This window comes from Roseburia sp. (assembly GCF_041325975.1).
GTDB lineage: Bacteria > Bacillota > Clostridia > Lachnospirales > Lachnospiraceae > Roseburia > Roseburia rectibacter.
In genome coordinates this window covers 870,184-888,149 of record NZ_JBGLEJ010000004.1, presented here as the reverse complement: position 1 = coordinate 888,149, position 17,966 = coordinate 870,184, and the positions used below count along the sequence as shown (strand labels likewise).

Genomic DNA, 17,966 nt, shown 5'->3' with positions numbered 1-17,966 from the left:
CAGGAGGGAAAAATGCCAGATTTTAATGTGATAAAAATTGGATGTATTGTGGTGATCCTGCTTGTTTTACTGATTGCAGCAGTGATCATCACGGTAAAAAGAGAAAAAAGTAAGAGAAAAATACGCCGGATGTGTGCTGCAGAGAAAATTCAGCTTCTGAATGAACTCGCAGAACCATTCGGCTTTTGTTATGTGCCGTGTGAAGACGTGTTCACGTCGAGGGAAGATGCGTGGCAGAGAAAACAGGGGTATGAGGCGCTTTACGACAGGGCAGCAGTGGGAGCAGGCATGGTGTTTGATGCACTGCCTATCTATTTTGATTATGCTGGCGAAACATGGCTGATCGAATTCTGGAAGGGGCAGTATGGCATCAATACCGGAGGAGAGGTTGGCGTATATCATGCGGGAAAGGTCGTCCCGGAACGATATTACAGGATCGCCCATTTTGAGGCGGTGGAAGATCAGGATATGCCGTTTATCCAGTGCAGGCTAGACCGCAGGCGGAAAAAAGTTTATTTCCTGCAGAAGCGGCACTGGTGGCTGACCGGATTTGGGATGGGGACATTTTCGAGACCATCGGATCTGATATTGGTGACGACAATACGGTTTCAGAATGAATGCATGGCAGAAGCATTTTTTGAGGGATTAAAGCGGGCGAAAGGAAAAATACCGGGGAATAAATACCGGATCTGCCGCAATGAAGTTTATGTCAGAATGGATTTCTGTATGAAACACAAATTCTGTGCGTCCGTTTGGCGCTGCATGGTGCAGGCTTGGAACTGTTTCTGCTGTTTCCTTTACCGTCTGTTCACACATCCGTTTATTGCTACACCTGACCGTCTTTTATTTTTATACTATCAGCTTCCGTGGTGTTTGAAACATGCGTTTCGGATGCGGGGATGGAAGCATGGAAAATAAGAAAAGATATCCGCCCTTTTCCTGTCAGATGCGGATCGATAAAGCGCTTTCAGAAGCAGTCCATCTTCCGCTTAACAGTTGCAGTCGTTATATCATCATCAGCGACTGCCACCGGGGAGAGGGAGGGGCAAATGATAATTTCTTGAGAAACCAGCATCTGTATATGGCGGCGTTAAACTACTATATCGCGCATGGTTTTACCTATTTTGAACTCGGTGACGGGGAGGAATTGTGGGAAAACAGGCATCTTTCCCGCATTGAGGAGAGTCATCAGGATGTCTACTGCCGGTTTGAAACACTGCAGAAACAGTGCCGGATATACCGCATTTACGGAAATCACAATATGGAAATGAAAGGCATGTTAGGGGAAGCAATGATCTTAGATAACTGTGAGGGAGGCAGGGATATCTGCATGATCCACGGGCATCAGGCAGATTTTTTTAACTCAGTCTGCTGGAAATTATCCCGTTTTCTGGTGCGGTATTTCTGGAAACCGTTAGAGCATTTTGGCGTCAGTGATCCGACGAGTGCGGCGCGGAATTATAAAAAGACCTTAAAATATGAAAAATGTTTAGATAACTGGACAAAAGAGCATGACTGCTATCTGGCGGCCGGACATTCCCACCGTCCAAGGCTGCCGGCAGACGGCAGTCTGTACCTGAATGCCGGGAGCTGCGTGCATCCGTATGGCATTACTGGAATTGAAATCACAGATATGCAGCTTACACTGGTGAAATGGAAGATGGCGACGAGACCGGATCTGTCGCTTTTTGTAGCGCGCGAAGTGCTGATAGGACCGGTTGGTATTACCTGAATTTAAAGTACTTATAAGTACAGGTAATGAAAAGTTGACATAATATAGAAAAATACAAAAATTTTTGATTCCATGGAACTAAAAATCGGAAAAATCATTTGACGGAAACTGCATTTATGATAATATATATTCATTATATGGATAGTATCGGGTGTTTTCTTACACGCGAAAGTAAGTGGAGGTTCAGAAGAAAATGATTAAAGTTGTGAAATTTGGCGGCAGCTCTCTTGCAAGTGCAGAACAGTTTGCAAAGGTTGGTAAAATTATCAACGCAGATAAAGAGAGAAGATATGTAGTTCCGAGTGCACCGGGAAAAAGAAATTCCAAAGACACTAAGGTTACCGATATGTTATATGCATGTTATGACCTGGTGGAGGCAGATGAAGATTTCCGTGTGTCGCTTATGAAGATCAAAGACCGCTATGACACAATTATCAATGGTCTGAATCTGAAATTATCATTGGAAGATGAGTTTAAGAAAATTGCAGAAAATTTCAAAAATAAAGCCGGTGTGGATTATGCAGCTTCACGTGGAGAATATTTAAACGGTATCATCATGGCAAATTACCTTGGCTATGAGTTTGTAGATGCTGCAGAAGTGATTTTCTTTGATAAAGAGGGAAATTTTGATGCAGAAAAAACGGATAAGGTACTTGGCAAGCGTCTTGCAAAGATCGAGCGAGCAGTAATTCCTGGATTTTATGGTTCTAATCCGGATGGAAGTGTCCGTACATTTTCAAGAGGCGGTTCTGATATTACCGGATCTATCGTTTCAAGGGCTGTACATGCGTCCTGCTATGAGAACTGGACAGACGTATCCGGTTTTCTGGTTGCAGATCCAAGAATCATCGACCATCCGGAAACGATCAAGACGATCACTTACCGCGAGTTAAGAGAGCTTTCCTATATGGGAGCAAGTGTGCTGCATGAGGATGCGGTATTTCCGGTCCGCAAAGCCGGTATCCCGATCAACATCCGTAACACCAATGCACCGGATGATGCAGGAACTTGGATTGTTGAGAGTACCTGCCACCAGTCAAAATACACGATCACAGGTATTGCCGGAAAGAAAGGTTTTGTCTCCGTTAACATTGATAAAGATATGATGAACTCCGAAGTTGGTTTTGGAAGAAAAGTATTATCCGCATTTGAGGAAAATGGAATCTCATTTGAGCATATGCCATCCGGTATCGATACAATGACGATCTTTGTTCATCAGCCGGAGTTTGAGGGCAAAGAGCAGTCCGTGATCTCCGCGATCCATCGCCTTGCAAAGCCGGACAGCATTGAGTTAGAGGGAGATCTGGCATTGATAGCAGTCGTTGGACGTGGTATGAAATCTACCCGTGGAACTGCGGGAAGAATTTTCTCCGCACTTGCACACGCAAACATCAATGTCAAGATGATCGATCAGGGATCTTCTGAACTGAATATTATCATCGGTGTCAGCAATGCAGATTTTGAAAATGCGATCCGTGCGATCTATGATATTTTTGTAGTGACCCAGTTATAAAAAAGAAACCTGCGGCGGAACTTTATTTCCGGCTGCAGGAGAGTATATGCAGCGTAAAGCCAGAACTGCTGTGACACACAATGAAGGCGACACCGTATGGAATTCATTCATGCGATGCCGCCTTCTAAGATATCTCGTCCATGGGACTCTACCTCGATTCATTTGTATTTTTCTGAGCTTGTCTCAGATTTGTCTGTACTTCTTCGCTTTCTCTTCAATCCGGATCTGTTATTCTTATGACTTCTGACATCGTATCATATCTGAGAATCTTGTCTGATACTGATTCATAAATCCTTTCTTAGGATCGTCATGTTTTCTTTCCTCTTTTGAATGAAAAAACGAATGCGTTTACGTTTTTGGTGGTCCGTACCTCTCTTTCTTAGTATCGTTTGGTGTAAATCGTTATCTTTCTGGTGGTCTGTACCTCTTTTCTTTTAGTATCGTTTGAGGTAAATCATTATGTTTCCGGTGGTCTGTACCTTCCTTTCTGATTGTTTCTTCTGCAATCGTTTTGTTTTTTTCTTATCTCTTTTGTTATTTTGTAATTTGATTATATCTGATAAAAATATATTTGTCAATAAAAAAATAGAAAAAAAGTAAAAAAAATAAAAACTAAGAAATAATTGCGTAAAAATAAAGAAAAATTCAGAATATTACAACAAAAGAAACAAAGGCGGGAATGAATATCTGGATAAAAATAGAAAGAATAACAGAAGAAAGAAAACAACAAGGAACAGCAGGAACAAATGGTTCATATAATAATGTAAAGGGAGCGTAAAGGAGTTTGCATGGACGGACAGACAATTCTTCTGATCAGTGATATGCGTCAGGTTTATCTTGCTGAGATATTGACAAAAAAGGGTTATAACGTGCGCTGCCTTGATATCAGAAATCGTGAGACGGCATTGCAGCAGTTAGAGAAGCTGAAACGTTTTCTGGATAAGGCAGATGTACTGATTCTTCCAATCCCGGTGCAGAAGGTACCGGAACAGGAACTTTTTTATGATATATTAAATAAAAATCTGCAAAAGAAAACACTTGTGATGGGAGGATGTTTTTCGAAAGAGCAGAGAGCGCTATTAACAGGAAGAGATATTCATTTTCTGGATTTTATGGAAGATACAGTTGTGACAGAGGAGAATGCCGTGGCAACAGCAGAGGGAACGATCGCACAACTGGTGGAAAAAAGTCCGTATAATATTGATGAGGCAAAAGTGCTTGTGACCGGGTACGGATATTGCGGAAAGGCGATCGCGAAAAGACTAGGAGCACTCAGAGCGCGTGTGACGGTGCTTGCAAGAAGGAGGGAAGTACGAAAGGCAGCAAAAGAAGATGGTTTCTATGCGGTAGATTTTGCATTTGGGCCGGAGGAGGCAATGGGAGCTGCAATGGTTGTCAATACGGTTCCGGCGCTTGTCATCACAGAAAAGATCATAAAAGAACTTCCAAGAGATGCTTATATTGTGGATATTGCATCGGGGGAGGGCGGCACGGATTTTGCTTGTGCAAGGGAATATGGTATCCATGCAGATCATGTGCTTGGAATCCCAGGAAAATATGCGCCAAAAGAGAGTGCATATATATTAGAGCGTTCTGTGGAACGTTTTATTTTACAGCAAAAACAGGGGGAAAAGATTTGATGGATTTTGATAAATATAATATTGGTTTTGGGATCACAGGTTCCTTCTGTACATTTGCAAAAGCGAAAAAAGAGGTGGAGTTTCTTTGCGGGATGGGAGCAAATGTGATCCCGATTTTCTCATTTCAGGCACAGACCTGTGATACCAGATTTGGAAGTGCAAAAGAATATGTGGAAGAAATATGTGAGATTACCGGAAATGAAGGGATACGCTCTATCTGTGCCGCAGAGCCGATCGGACCGAATAATTTTCTCGATATTATGGTGATCGCACCCTGTACCGGCAATACCGCAGCAAAACTGACCGGAGGAATCATTGATACACCGGTACTGATGGCGGCAAAGGCACATATGCGGAACGGAAAACCGCTTGTCATTGCGATTTCCACAAATGATGCCCTTGGAGCAGGTTTTAAAAATATCGGTATGTTGATGAATATGAAAAATATTTATTTTGTGCCGTTTGGACAGGATAATTATAAGAGCAAACCAAATTCCATGGTTGCGAAGATGGAACTGCTTCCGGAAACAATTGAGGCGGCATTGCAGGGCAGACAGATCCAGCCGGTGCTGCAGGAGCCGTAAAAGAGTATAAAAAGACTGGCACATTTATGAGTTGTTTCATCATAAAAGTGCCAGCTTATTCATGACTATAGAATGTTTGTGGCATTCTCTTATATTCATACCAGATAACAGAAAGGTATATCGGAGGTCTTATGCGTTTTTGGATGCCTCTAATGCCTCACGGCATGCTTTTGCAAGCTGGTCGCCACAGGAAGTAGGACGTCCGCCACAGCGGATGCCGCCGATTTTTTCTTCTACCTGTTCAACGGTAAGACCTTCCACTAATTTTGGGATTGCCTGCAGATTACCGTTGCATCCACCGGTAAACTTTACGTTGTGGACAACATTTCCATCCAGTTCTAAGTCGATCTGTGTGGAGCAGGTTCCTTTTGTTTTATAAGAATAAGTCATATCAGATTCCTCCTTTGTTATAGATCATAGTCTGTGTGCCGTCGCAGAAACTGCGATTCAGTAAGAGTATAAACACAAGTGTGCAGCAGTGCAAGGACTTTTTTATGTAAGCGGAAAATTCGTTGAAATTCCCGCTTACATAAAAAAACCTCCGGACAGGATTCTTTCTAACGTTAATAAAAAATTCACAAAACGTTTACCCCTATTTTGGTTGTGGTAATAAGGGAAAAGTGTTACAATGACAATATTGTGCAAGGTTTAGCCTGTAAAAGGACTTGCAAATTTGAGAAATAGCCAGGAATAGGAGTTTTTATGAGCGCATTTACAAAGTTATTCGGAACGCACAGCGAACGCGAGTTAAAAAGAATTTATCCACTCGTTGATAAAGTGGAGTCATACCGTGACGCTATGGGAGCGCTGTCCGATGAAGAATTAAGAGACAAGACGAAAGAATATAAAGAGAGACTGGAAAAAGGAGAGACACTTGATGATCTTCTTCCGGAGGCATATGCAACTGTCCGTGAAGCAGCAAAGCGTGTACTTGGAATGGAACACTACCGTGTACAGATCATTGGTGGTATTATCTTACATCAGGGCCGTATCGCAGAGATGAAGACTGGTGAAGGTAAGACACTTGTTTCTACGCTTCCTGCATACTTGAACGCCTTAGAGGGCAAGGGTGTGTGCATTGTAACAGTTAACGATTACCTTGCAAAGCGTGACTCTGAGTGGATGGGACAGGTTCATGAGTTCCTTGGCTTAAAAGTCGGAGTAGTTTTAAACTCCATGACCAATGATGAGCGCCGTGAGGCATATAACTGCGATATCACCTATGTAACAAACAATGAGCTCGGATTTGATTATCTGAGAGACAACATGGTTATTTATAAGGAACAGCTTGTTCAGAGAGGTCTTCATTATGCGATCATCGATGAGGTCGATTCCGTATTGATCGACGAGGCACGTACACCGCTTATCATTTCCGGACAGAGCGGCAAATCCACCCGTCTTTATGAGGCTTGTGACATCTTAGCACAGCAGATGAAACGTGGCGAGGATGTACCGGAGTATTCCAAGATGGATGCTATTATGGGTATCGAGCAGGAAGAAACAGGTGATTTCCTTGTCAATGAGAAGGACAAGGTTGTCAGCCTGACACAGGAGGGTGTGAAAAAAGTTGAGCAGTTCTTCAAGATCGGTAACCTTGCAGATGCAGAAAATCTTGAGATCCAGCACAATGTGATTCTTGCGCTGCGTGCACACAACCTGATGTTCCGCGATCAGGATTACGTTGTAAAAGATGATGAGGTACTGATCGTTGATGAGTTTACCGGACGTATCATGCCGGGACGCCGTTACTCGGATGGTCTGCATCAGGCAATCGAGGCAAAAGAGCATGTAAAAGTAAAACGTGAGAGCAAGACTCTTGCAACGATCACGTTCCAGAACTTCTTTAATAAATTTGACAAAAAATCCGGTATGACAGGTACGGCACTGACTGAGGAAAAAGAGTTCCGTGATATCTATGGCATGGATGTTATCGAGATCCCGACCAACAGACCGGTCATCCGTGTGGACAAACAGGATGCTGTTTATAAGACAAAGAAAGAAAAATATCATGCAGTTGTCGAGGAAGTAAAAGCTGCCCACGCAAAGGGACAGCCGGTACTGGTTGGTACGATCACGATCGATGTATCTGAGACGATCAGTGCGATGTTAAAGAGAGAGGGAATCCCACATACTGTTTTGAATGCGAAGTTCCATGAACTTGAGGCTGAAATCGTAGCCGCAGCAGGACAGCACGGTGCGGTAACGATCGCTACAAATATGGCTGGTCGTGGTACGGATATTAAACTGGATGATGATGCAAAAGAGGCTGGCGGATTAAAAGTTATTGGTACAGAGCGCCATGAGTCAAGACGTATTGATAATCAGCTGCGTGGACGTTCCGGACGTCAGGGAGATCCGGGTGAATCCCAGTTCTTCATTTCCCTGGAAGATGATCTGATGCGTCTGTTCGGTTCAGAAAAGCTGATGGATATCTTTAATACACTGGGTGTTCCTGAAAATGAACAGATCCAGCATAAGATGTTAACCTCTGCGATCGAGAAAGCGCAGACAAAGATTGAGGGTAACAACTTTGGTATCCGTAAGAATCTTCTTGAGTATGATCAGGTTATGAATGATCAGAGAGAGATCATTTATGCAGAGCGTATGCGTGTATTAAACGGAGAGAACATGCGTGATGTGATTTTCAAGATGATCACAGACCGTGTTGAGAGCTGTGTGGATACCTGCATTTCTTCTGAGCTGCCGAAAGAAGAGTGGGATTTAAACGAGTTAAATCAGCTTCTGACAGATATTATCCCATTAGAGCCTGTAAATGCTGCTGATGTGGACAGTGTTAAGAACAACAAAGAATTAAAACATCTCTTAAAAGAGCGTGCAGTGAAACTGTATGAGGCAAAAGAGACAGAATTCCCGGAGCCGGAGCAGTTCCGTGAATTAGAGCGTGTAGTACTGTTGAAAGTCATCGACCGCAAGTGGATGGATCATATTGATGATATGGATCAGCTTCGTCAGGGTATCGGCTTACAGGCATATGGACAGAGAGATCCGCTGGTTGAATACAAGATGGCAGGATTTGATATGTTTGACGATATGATCGCCAACATTCAGGAAGATACAGTCCGTCTGCTGTACCATGTCAAGATCGAGCAGAAGGTAGAGCGCGAGCAGGTTGCGAAAGTAACCGGTACTAATAAGGATGAAACGGCAACCAATACACCAAAGAAACGTGCGGCTGCTAAAGTATACCCAAATGATCCGTGCCCATGTGGTTCCGGTAAAAAATACAAACAGTGCTGTGGAAGAATGGCATAAAATTAAAAAATAATAAAAAAGCGTCATGTTTATGGAGTGATTCATAGATGTGACGCTTTTTACTTTATAGGATGAGCTGCTTAGCAGACGGGGTGTTCGCTAAATTGTGGTTTGTGGGTGACATGAGTTTCCTCGTGTAGGGTGGTTCCGGGGGTTTTAGATTGGCAAATTGCATCAAGCCGGGACTGTTTTGTTTCCGTTGTCCGAAAATAAGAAACTCTATCTCAATCTGATAATAATCAGATTGAGATTTGTATGCCTGATTCAGGTTGGGGCGGAGTGACGTGTGCGTCCTAAATGCGCCATCCGGGCACATTAGGACTTGTGCTGCCGTCCATGGCAGCACAACACTGTATTGTGAACAGGCATACTAAGACTTTCTAATTTTCTCCCAAAGTCACAAAACGAGTCCCGGCTTGATGCGATTTGCCAGCCGCAAGGTTGTGAACCACCCTTCGCCGGGGAACTCATTTTACAACCTTGGAGGTGCGTAAATTTTTAGTGTTTTGTGTCTGAATCTGATTAAAAAATATTTCTAAATAACTATATTCAATAATTTATTATTTGTTTGATAACGCTGGCAAAAACCTTAATGTATTCCGCTATGCTCATGTTTATTACCATACATATTTGAAGAATATTTTGTGTTATTGGTCTGGCAATTTATGAAACAATTCATGTAGTACAATGTAGCAGATGGAAATTTTGGCAAGTCATTAGTCTGAATATCAATGATACAGTACATTAGGATCATAAGCAGATTATAGGCATAATGAATATCAAAAATTCGCACCTACGCCCCCCAGTTTTGAGATGAACCGCCCACCCAAATGGTGTTTCATAACCTGGATGCTGGCATCTTGCGCAAAGCCGAAGTAATTTTGTGACTTTGGGAGAAAATTAGAAAATCTTAGTGTGTCTATAGGTACACAGTGATGTTCTGCCACGGATGGCAGAACAAGGCAGCATCGAGTCATGGATGACTCGTTGTTGCCGGTCACGTCACTCCGAGAAAATCTAACCCAGACACACTTAGACTTTTCTTATTTTCGTACAACGGAACCAAAATTAACTCCGGCTTTGCGCAAGATGCCATTCACAAACCTGCGACTCACCATTTGGACGGGCGACTCATATCACCCACAAACCATCATTTGATGAGTCTCTTCTATAATAGAAGAAACACAAAAAGTGAAAAAAGTACTTGCATTTCTGCAAATCATCGTGTATACTAAGCATTGCTGTGACATTGATAGCGTAGAAGCGTGAGGTTGCTGCCGATATGGCAGGTTTTCCGTGGAGCGAATGTCAAGTTAGGAAACTGGCGACAAGTCACTGTATACGAGTAACATCTACAAAGTAGAAACAACGTGCGGGCAGACCGGAAGGCTGTCAGAAGAACTTTAAGCATTCGATGGTGCAAAGAAGTTTCTTTTTATGGGTAAAAGCTCATGATACGCACGGGAATGTGTGCAGTCACCGCTTGTCGTACCAAAGCGAGTTTATCGCTTGCAAAAGTGCGAAAAGGAGGCGACTTTTTTTATGGCAAGTCAAGTAATGAGAATCACATTAAAAGCTTATGATCACGAATTAGTAGATTCATCAGCAAAAAAAATCATCGAGACTGTAAAGAAGAACGGATCACAGGTGAGCGGACCGGTACCTCTTCCTACTAAGAAGGAAGTAGTTACTATCTTAAGAGCTACTCACAAATATAAGGATTCCCGCGAGCAGTTCGAGCAGAGAACTCATAAAAGACTGATCGATATCGTAACACCAACTCAGAAAACAGTTGATGCTTTATCTCGTTTAGAGATGCCGGCTGGTGTATACATTGATATCAAAATGAAGAACAAATAATTCTTCAAACAAATTTGTTAATATCCTGAAGGGTTTTATATAGAAGTAAAGAATGTTCGGCATCAGCCTCCATTCTATGTGGTTTTCCACATCCACTTATATGGACTTTCTAGGATGAACGGTTCCGCTACCCCACATCGATGGGCATGAAGCGTTCCGCTGTAGAGTAAACAGGAGGTAAAAGAATGAAGAAAGCGATTTTAGCAACAAAAGTCGGAATGACTCAAATCTTCAACGCAGACGGCGTATTAGTGCCGGTTACTGTATTGGAAGCTGGTCCTTGCTCCGTAACACAGATCAAAACTGTAGAGAACGACGGATACAGCGCAGTTCAGGTTGCATTTGCAGACAAGAAAGAAAAAGTTGTCAGCAAAGATGCAAATGGTAAGAAAGAAATCAGAAACAGACATGGCGTAAACAAAGCTCAGATGGGACACTTTGCAAAAGCTGGTGTATCCGGAAAGAGATATGTCAGAGAGTTCAAATTTGAGAACGCAGACGAGTACAAACTTGGAGATGTTATCAAAGCTGATATTTTTGCAGAGGGCGACAAGATCGACGCTACTGCAATTTCCAAAGGTAAAGGTTTCCAGGGCGCTATCAAGAGATTAGGACAGCATAGAGGTCCTATGGCTCATGGTTCTAAATTCCATCGTCATCAGGGTTCTAACGGTGCATGTTCTTCACCGAGCCGTGTATTCAAAGGAAAAGGAATGCCTGGACATATGGGAAGCGTAAAAGTTACAACACAGAATCTTGAAGTTGTAAGAGTTGACGCTGAGAACAACCTGCTCTTAGTTAAAGGTGCTGTACCAGGCGCTAAGAAATGCATGGTAACAATCAAAGAAACTGTAAAAGCAGGTAAATAGTGCTTAGATAGGAAAGGAGGAAACAACAATGGCTAACGTAGCTGTTTATAATATGGAAGGCAAAGAAGTAGGAAGCCTGGAGTTAAACGATGCTGTTTTCGGAGTAGAAGTTAACGAGCATCTTGTACACATGGCAGTACTTCAGCAGCTTGCAAATAACCGTCAGGGAACTCAGAAAGCAAAAACACGTTCTGAAGTTCGCGGTGGTGGTAGAAAACCATGGAGACAGAAAGGAACCGGTCATGCAAGACAGGGTTCAACAAGAGCTCCACAGTGGACTCATGGTGGAGTTGTATTTGCTCCGGTACCAAGAGACTACTCTTTCAAATTAAACAAAAAAGAGAAGAGAGCAGCATTAAAATCTGCACTCACATCCAGAGTAAATGAGAGCAAGTTCATCGTTGTTGATGAGTTAAAACTTGACTCCATTAAGACAAAGAACTTCGTTCAGGTTCTGAACAACTTAAAAGTTGAGAAAGCATTAGTTGTATTAAACGATATGGATGCAAACGTGATCAAATCTGCAAGCAACGTTCCAACTGTTAAAACTGCTCAGACAAACGAGTTAAACGTATTTGATGTATTAAAATATGATACAGTTGTTGTAACAAAAGACGCTGTTAAGACTATCGAGGAGGTGTATGCATAATGGCAAACGTACAGTATTATGATGTAATCCTCAAACCGGTTATTACCGAGAAATCCATGGCAGCTATGGCTGAGAAGAAATATACTTTCTTAGTTCATCCGGAAGCAAATAAGACCATGATCAAAGAAGCAGTTGAGAAAATGTTCGAGGGCACAAAAGTTGCCAGCGTTAACACCATGAACATGGATGGAAAGAACAAAAGACGTGGCATGGTTTATGGAAAAACTGCTAAGACAAAGAAAGCTATCGTTCAGTTAACGGAAGACAGCAAAGATATCGAGATCTTCGCTGGACTGTAAGATATACTTTAGATAGCAAACTAAGCGCAGCGATGCGCGATAACAAACATCGAAAGGAGAACAACAATGGGAATTAAGACATATAACCCATATACACCTTCCAGAAGAAATATGACTGGCTCTGATTTCTCCGAGATCACAAAAACAACACCGGAAAAATCACTGGTAACTTCTTTAAAGAAGAACGCTGGTCGTAACAATCAGGGTAAAATCACTGTAAGACACCATGGCGGTGGAAACAGAAGAAAATACAGAGTTATCGATTTCAAGAGAAACGGTAAAGACGGAATCCCGGCTAAAGTAGTCGGAATCGAGTACGATCCGAACAGAACAGCTAACATCGCTTTGATCTGCTATGCAGATGGCGAGAAAGCATATATCCTTGCTCCGGCTGGTTTAACAGACGGCATGACAGTTATGAGCGGTGCAACTGCAGAAGTTCGTGTTGGTAACTGCTTACCACTTGAGAATATCCCGGTTGGTACCCAGGTACACAACATCGAGTTATATCCGGGTAAGGGCGGACAGTTAGTTCGTTCCGCTGGTATGAGCGCTCAGTTAATGGCTAAAGAAGGAAAATATGCAACACTTCGTCTTCCTTCAGGCGAAATGCGTATGGTACCTTTAAAATGCCGTGCAACAATCGGTGTTATCGGAAACGGTGATCACAACTTAGTTAACATCGGTAAAGCAGGACGTAAACGTCACATGGGTGTTCGCCCGACAGTTCGTGGTTCTGTTATGAACCCGAATGACCATCCACACGGAGGTGGTGAAGGACGTGCTCCGATCGGACGTCCGGGTCCATGTACTCCTTGGGGTAAACCTGCTCTTGGTCTTAAGACTAGAAAGAAGAATAAAGCTTCTAACAAGTTAATCGTAAGACGTAGAGATGGTAAAGCCTTAAAATAATAAGCTGGGGTTTATTATTTTAAGGCTTGGAAGAAGCAGAAAGCGCTTCTTCCGGTTCGTGGCAATAACTGATAAAAACAGATATGTTTTTTGAAATTGCAACGGTGACTGGATGAGGAGCAGAAACTGTTTCTTCCGGTCTTTGAAAAAATAATAAAAAATTAGAAAACCGGGAGAAGTTTTGCTTGCTTCTTCCGGTAATCTCTGATATAATAAACAAGATGTTCGGAGTCCGAGGAAACACACGGCAGTGTGTAAAGGGGACTGACAAAATAGGAGGTAAATTATGGCTCGTTCATTAAAAAAAGGACCATTCGCTGATGCCAGCCTGCTGAAAAAAGTAGACGCTATGAATGCATCTGGTGACAAATCTGTTATTAAGACATGGTCACGTCGTTCTACAATCTTCCCTCAGTTCGTTGGTCATACCATCGCTGTTCATGACGGAAGAAAACATGTACCTGTATATGTAACAGAAGATATGGTTGGACATAAACTTGGTGAGTTCGTTGCAACAAGAACTTACAGAGGACATGGAAAAGACGAAAAGAAATCAGGCGTTAGATAAGATATTTGAAAGGAGGTTTCATCCATGGCTAAGGGACATAGAAGTCAGATTAAAAGAGAAAGAAATGAAGTAAAAGATACCAGACCTTCCGCTAAGTTATCTTACGCAAGAGTGTCTGTTCAGAAAGCTTGTTTCGTATTAGACGCAATCCGTGGAAAGGATGTTCAGACAGCATTAGCTATTGTAACATACAATCCAAGATATGCTTCAAGCTTAGTAAAGAAATTATTAGAGTCAGCAATCGCAAACGCTGAAAACAACAATGGAATGAAAGCAGAAAACCTTTATGTTGCAGAGTGCTACGCAAATAAAGGACCGACAATGAAGAGAATCAGACCGAGAGCACAGGGTAGAGCTTACAGAATCGAAAAGAGAATGAGCCACATCACAATCGTGCTTGACGAGAAATAAGGAGGTCAAATATGGGACAGAAAGTTAATCCACATGGCTTAAGAGTCGGCGTTATCAAAGACTGGGACTCTAAGTGGTATGCGGAAGCAGATTTTGCAGATTTCTTAGTAGAAGATTACAATATCAGAACATATCTGAAAAAGAAATTATATGCAGCAGGTGTTTCTAAGATTGAGATCGAAAGAGCATCTGACCGTGTGAAAGTTATCATCTACACAGCTAAACCAGGTGTAGTAATCGGAAAAGGCGGAGCTGAGATCGAGAAGATCAAAGGCGAAGTTCAGAAATTCACAGATAAGAAATTAGTTGTTGATATCAAAGAAGTTAAAAGACCGGATCGTGATGCTCAGTTAGTAGCTGAGAACATTGCATTACAGTTAGAAAACCGTGTTTCTTTCCGTAGAGCAATGAAATCCTGCATGGGAAGAACCATGAAATCAGGAGCAAAGGGAATCAAAACATCCTGTTCCGGACGTCTTGGCGGCGCTGATATGGCTCGTACAGAGTTCTACTCTGAGGGAACTATTCCGCTTCAGACATTAAGAGCTGATATTGATTATGGATTCGCTGAAGCAGATACAACCTACGGTAAAGTTGGTGTTAAGGTTTGGATCTACAAAGGTGAGGTACTTCCTACAAGAGCTAATAAGGAAGGAGGAGTACAGTAATGTTAATGCCAAAAAGAGTAAAACATCGTAAACAGTTCCGTGGTTCTATGAGCGGAAAGGCTACAAGAGGTAATACGATCACTTATGGTGAGTATGGTATTATTTCAACTGAGCCATGCTGGATCAAAGCAAACCAGATCGAGGCAGCCCGTGTTGCGATGACAAGATATATCAAACGTGGTGGTAAAGTTTGGATCAAAATTTTCCCAGAGAAACCAATTACTCATAAACCTATGGGTGTTCGTATGGGTAAAGGAAAGGGTGCTCCAGAGTACTGGGTAGCCGTTGTGAAACCAGGTCGTGTATTATTTGAAATCTCCGGTGTTCCGGAAGACGTTGCGAAAGAAGCGTTACGTCTTGCTACACACAAATTACCTTGCAAATGTAAAGTAGTTTCACGTGCAGATTTAGAAGGCGGTGTATCAAATGAAAACTAGTAAATATTTAGAAGAATTAAAAGGCCAGTCTGTAACAGACTTAAATGCGCAGTTAGTAGAAGCTAAAAAAGAACTTTTCAATTTGAGATTCCAGAACGCAACGAATCAGCTGGACAACACAAGCAGAATCAAAGAAGTAAGAAAGAATATTGCAAGAATTCAGACAATCATTACTGAGAAAGAAAAAGTTGCGCAGTAGGATTCCAGAAAGGAGATTAATCGGTCGTGGAAGAAAGAAATCTTAGAAAAACACGTGTTGGTATTGTTGTAAGCGACAAGATGGATAAAACAATCACTGTTGCAATCCAGGATAACGTAAGACATCCTCTTTACAACAAGATCGTTAAGAAAACATACAAATTAAAAGCTCATGACGAGAATAACGAATGTAAGATCGGTGATAAAGTAAAAGTTATGGAGACAAGACCATTATCGAAAGATAAGAGATGGAGACTTGTAGAAATCATGGAAAGAGCAAAATAATTAAAGGAGGCTACAAGCATGGTACAACAGGAAAGTAGACTTAAGGTAGCCGATAACACAGGAGCAAGAGAGTTACTCGTTATTCGTGTTATGGGTGGATCTACTAGAAGATATGCGAATATTGGTGATGTAGTAGTTGCTACGGTCAAAGAGGCAACACCAGGCGGTGTTGTTAAAAAAGGTGATGTCGTAAAAGCTGTAGTTGTTCGTTCAGTAAAAGGTGCACGTCGTAAAGACGGTTCTTATATCAAATTTGATGAAAACGCAGCAGTTATTATTAAAGATGACAAAACTCCAAGAGGAACACGTATTTTTGGACCAGTAGCAAGAGAGCTTCGTGAGAAACAGTTCATGAAAATTGTTTCCTTAGCTCCGGAAGTATTGTAGGAGGACCAGGATATGGCAACCATGAAAATTAAAAAAGGCGATATGGTCAAAGTGATCGCTGGTAAAGATAAAGACAAAGAAGGCAAAGTTATTGCTGTAAATACAAAGAACAATACCGTTCTGGTAGAGGGTATCAACATGGTGACGAAACATGCAAAACCAAGCATGGCTAATCAGCAGGGTGGTATCATCCATCAGGAGGGACCTGTTGACATTTCAAACGTTATGTATCTTCACAAAGGAACAGCTACCCGCGTAGGTTTCAAGATGGATGGAGATAAAAAAGTACGTTTCGCAAAGAAAACAGGCGAAGTGATCGATTAATTAAAGAGAGGAGGCAAAACAGTTGAGCAGACTTAAAGAACAGTACCAGAATGAGATCGTAGATGCTATGATCAAAAAATTTGGATATAAAAATATCATGGAAGTGCCGAAGCTCGATAAGATCGTTGTAAACATGGGCGTTGGCGAAGCAAAAGAGAACGCAAAATTATTAGAGGCTGCAATCAAAGACATGGAGACTATCACAGGTCAGAAAGCAGTTCCTACAAAAGCTAAAAACGCAATTGCAAACTTCAAGATCAGAGAAGGAATGGCAATCGGATGTAAAACAACACTGCGTGGCGAGAAAATGTACGAGTTTATGGATCGTTTAATTAACCTTGCATTACCACGTGTACGTGACTTCAGAGGTGTTAACCCGAATGCATTTGACGGTCGTGGAAACTATGCCCTTGGTATCAAAGAGCAGTTAATCTTCCCGGAAATCGAGTATGATAAAGTTGATAAAGTTCGTGGTATGGATATCATTTTCGTTACCACTGCAAAAACAGACGAAGAAGCTCGTGAGTTATTGACATTGTTCAATATGCCGTTCGCCAAATAATAGGAGGGAATTTTAATGGCTAAAACATCTATGAAAGTAAAACAGCAGCGTAAACCAAAGTTCTCTACCAGAGCTTACACACGTTGCAAAATTTGTGGACGTCCACATTCTGTTTTAAGAAAATACGGAATCTGCAGAGTATGTTTCCGTGAATTAGCATACAAAGGCCAGATACCAGGCGTTAAGAAAGCAAGCTGGTAATCAGACGGCTGTGTCCGGCATGTACGGCACAGTAACTTAATAAAGGAGGAAATATACATCATGACAACAAGTGATCCAATCGCAGATATGCTTACAAGAATCCGTAACGCAAACACTGCTAAACATGATACAGTTGATGTTCCGGCATCTAAAATGAAAATCGCAATCGCAGATATTCTTGTAGATGAAGGATATATCGAAAAATATGATATCGTTGAAGATGGTAACTTCAAAACAATCCGCATCACATTAAAATATGGTGCAGATAAGAATGAAAAGATCATCACAGGACTTAAGAGAATCTCTAAACCAGGTCTTCGTGTATACGCAGGCAAGGATGAGCTTCCTAGAGTACTTGGCGGTTTAGGTATCGCAATCCTTTCTACCAACCAGGGTATCGTAACTGATAAAGAGGCTAGAAAGCTTCAGGTTGGTGGCGAAGTATTAGCATTCGTATGGTAAATTTTGCCCGCCATTGGACGGACAAAATTGAAAGAACCTTCGGTTCTTTCGGTATATTTTAAGCCTTTCATACAATGTTATTTAAAACTTTCATTTCTTCCGGGTTATAACAACCTGGGAGAGAAGGTTCTT

Annotated in this window: 23 protein-coding genes; 22 read left to right on the top strand and 1 reads right to left on the bottom strand. The window is 41.9% G+C overall.

What is annotated here, in order from left to right; translation table 11 throughout:
• Positions 1-12: 12 nt before the first annotated feature.
• The 5 genes from ACDD58_RS07470 (at position 13) to ACDD58_RS07450 (ending at position 5,469) form a co-directional block, all read left to right on the top strand.
• A complete protein-coding gene (locus ACDD58_RS07470; RefSeq protein WP_243006814.1) occupies positions 13-918 on the top strand; it encodes a DUF4474 domain-containing protein in 906 nt (301 codons plus the stop codon).
• Complete coding sequence (locus ACDD58_RS07465) at positions 908-1,732, top strand: metallophosphoesterase family protein (RefSeq protein ID WP_117920728.1); 825 nt, start codon at positions 908-910, stop codon at positions 1,730-1,732. The genes ACDD58_RS07470 and ACDD58_RS07465 overlap by 11 nt, the downstream gene beginning before the upstream one ends.
• 193 nt (positions 1,733-1,925) lie before the next feature.
• Positions 1,926-3,245 (top strand): aspartate kinase, encoded by a 1,320-nt coding sequence (locus ACDD58_RS07460; protein WP_117920729.1) that lies wholly within the window; start codon positions 1,926-1,928, stop codon positions 3,243-3,245.
• Between the two features lie 788 nt (positions 3,246-4,033).
• On the top strand, positions 4,034-4,885 hold the full coding sequence (locus ACDD58_RS07455) for a dipicolinate synthase subunit DpsA (RefSeq protein ID WP_117920730.1): 852 nt from the start codon (positions 4,034-4,036) through the stop codon (positions 4,883-4,885).
• Positions 4,885-5,469, top strand: a complete 585-nt coding sequence (locus tag ACDD58_RS07450) for a dipicolinate synthase subunit B (RefSeq protein ID WP_117920731.1) — start codon at positions 4,885-4,887, stop codon at positions 5,467-5,469. Before ACDD58_RS07455 ends, ACDD58_RS07450 begins: the two co-directional genes overlap by 1 nt.
• 129 nt (positions 5,470-5,598) lie before the next feature.
• Here ACDD58_RS07450 and ACDD58_RS07445 read toward each other — a convergent pair whose 3' ends face one another.
• On the bottom strand, positions 5,599-5,859 hold the full coding sequence (locus ACDD58_RS07445) for a TIGR03905 family TSCPD domain-containing protein (RefSeq protein ID WP_117920732.1): 261 nt from the start codon (positions 5,857-5,859) through the stop codon (positions 5,599-5,601).
• A 312-nt stretch (positions 5,860-6,171) separates the two neighbouring features.
• On the opposite strand from ACDD58_RS07445, the gene secA reads away from it, so the two are divergent.
• From secA to rpsH, 17 genes are all read left to right on the top strand, one after another.
• A complete protein-coding gene (gene secA / locus ACDD58_RS07440; protein ID WP_117920734.1) occupies positions 6,172-8,742 on the top strand; it encodes a preprotein translocase subunit SecA in 2,571 nt (856 codons plus the stop codon).
• 1,542 nt (positions 8,743-10,284) lie between these two features.
• Positions 10,285-10,602, top strand: a complete 318-nt coding sequence (gene rpsJ / locus ACDD58_RS07435) for a 30S ribosomal protein S10 (protein ID WP_015560093.1) — start codon at positions 10,285-10,287, stop codon at positions 10,600-10,602.
• A gap of 185 nt (positions 10,603-10,787) precedes the next feature.
• A complete protein-coding gene (gene rplC, locus ACDD58_RS07430) occupies positions 10,788-11,471 on the top strand; it encodes a 50S ribosomal protein L3 (protein WP_117920735.1) in 684 nt (227 codons plus the stop codon).
• Positions 11,472-11,499: 28 nt separating this feature from the next.
• Positions 11,500-12,120: a 50S ribosomal protein L4 gene (rplD, locus tag ACDD58_RS07425; protein WP_118210185.1), complete on the top strand. Its 621-nt coding sequence runs from the start codon at positions 11,500-11,502 to the stop codon at positions 12,118-12,120.
• Positions 12,120-12,419, top strand: coding sequence for a 50S ribosomal protein L23 (rplW, locus tag ACDD58_RS07420; RefSeq protein ID WP_006857866.1), 300 nt, complete (start codon positions 12,120-12,122; stop codon positions 12,417-12,419). Before rplD ends, rplW begins: the two co-directional genes overlap by 1 nt.
• Positions 12,420-12,485: 66 nt before the next feature.
• Complete coding sequence (rplB, locus tag ACDD58_RS07415; RefSeq protein WP_117920737.1) at positions 12,486-13,331, top strand: 50S ribosomal protein L2; 846 nt, start codon at positions 12,486-12,488, stop codon at positions 13,329-13,331.
• Between the two features lie 286 nt (positions 13,332-13,617).
• Complete coding sequence (gene rpsS, locus ACDD58_RS07410; RefSeq protein ID WP_006857865.1) at positions 13,618-13,899, top strand: 30S ribosomal protein S19; 282 nt, start codon at positions 13,618-13,620, stop codon at positions 13,897-13,899.
• A gap of 24 nt (positions 13,900-13,923) precedes the next feature.
• Positions 13,924-14,310 (top strand): 50S ribosomal protein L22, encoded by a 387-nt coding sequence (gene rplV / locus ACDD58_RS07405; RefSeq protein ID WP_006857864.1) that lies wholly within the window; start codon positions 13,924-13,926, stop codon positions 14,308-14,310.
• 11 nt (positions 14,311-14,321) lie between these two features.
• Positions 14,322-14,978, top strand: a complete 657-nt coding sequence (gene rpsC / locus ACDD58_RS07400) for a 30S ribosomal protein S3 (protein ID WP_015560094.1) — start codon at positions 14,322-14,324, stop codon at positions 14,976-14,978.
• The gene (rplP, locus tag ACDD58_RS07395) at positions 14,978-15,415 is read left to right on the top strand and encodes a 50S ribosomal protein L16 (RefSeq protein ID WP_006857862.1); all 438 of its coding nucleotides are present in this window, start codon (positions 14,978-14,980) and stop codon (positions 15,413-15,415) included. The genes rpsC and rplP overlap by 1 nt, the downstream gene beginning before the upstream one ends.
• Positions 15,405-15,614, top strand: a complete 210-nt coding sequence (gene rpmC, locus ACDD58_RS07390; RefSeq protein WP_006857861.1) for a 50S ribosomal protein L29 — start codon at positions 15,405-15,407, stop codon at positions 15,612-15,614. Before rplP ends, rpmC begins: the two co-directional genes overlap by 11 nt.
• Before the next feature lie 26 nt (positions 15,615-15,640).
• On the top strand, positions 15,641-15,898 hold the full coding sequence (rpsQ, locus tag ACDD58_RS07385) for a 30S ribosomal protein S17 (RefSeq protein ID WP_006857860.1): 258 nt from the start codon (positions 15,641-15,643) through the stop codon (positions 15,896-15,898).
• Positions 15,899-15,916: 18 nt separating this feature from the next.
• Positions 15,917-16,285 (top strand): 50S ribosomal protein L14, encoded by a 369-nt coding sequence (rplN, locus tag ACDD58_RS07380; protein ID WP_006857859.1) that lies wholly within the window; start codon positions 15,917-15,919, stop codon positions 16,283-16,285.
• 12 nt (positions 16,286-16,297) lie between these two features.
• On the top strand, positions 16,298-16,609 hold the full coding sequence (gene rplX, locus ACDD58_RS07375) for a 50S ribosomal protein L24 (protein ID WP_006857858.1): 312 nt from the start codon (positions 16,298-16,300) through the stop codon (positions 16,607-16,609).
• A gap of 22 nt (positions 16,610-16,631) precedes the next feature.
• A complete protein-coding gene (gene rplE / locus ACDD58_RS07370) occupies positions 16,632-17,171 on the top strand; it encodes a 50S ribosomal protein L5 (RefSeq protein WP_006857857.1) in 540 nt (179 codons plus the stop codon).
• Positions 17,172-17,186: 15 nt separating this feature from the next.
• Positions 17,187-17,372, top strand: coding sequence for a type Z 30S ribosomal protein S14 (locus tag ACDD58_RS07365; RefSeq protein ID WP_006857856.1), 186 nt, complete (start codon positions 17,187-17,189; stop codon positions 17,370-17,372).
• A 60-nt stretch (positions 17,373-17,432) separates the two neighbouring features.
• Complete coding sequence (gene rpsH / locus ACDD58_RS07360) at positions 17,433-17,834, top strand: 30S ribosomal protein S8 (RefSeq protein WP_117920738.1); 402 nt, start codon at positions 17,433-17,435, stop codon at positions 17,832-17,834.
• Positions 17,835-17,966 lie beyond the last annotated feature (132 nt).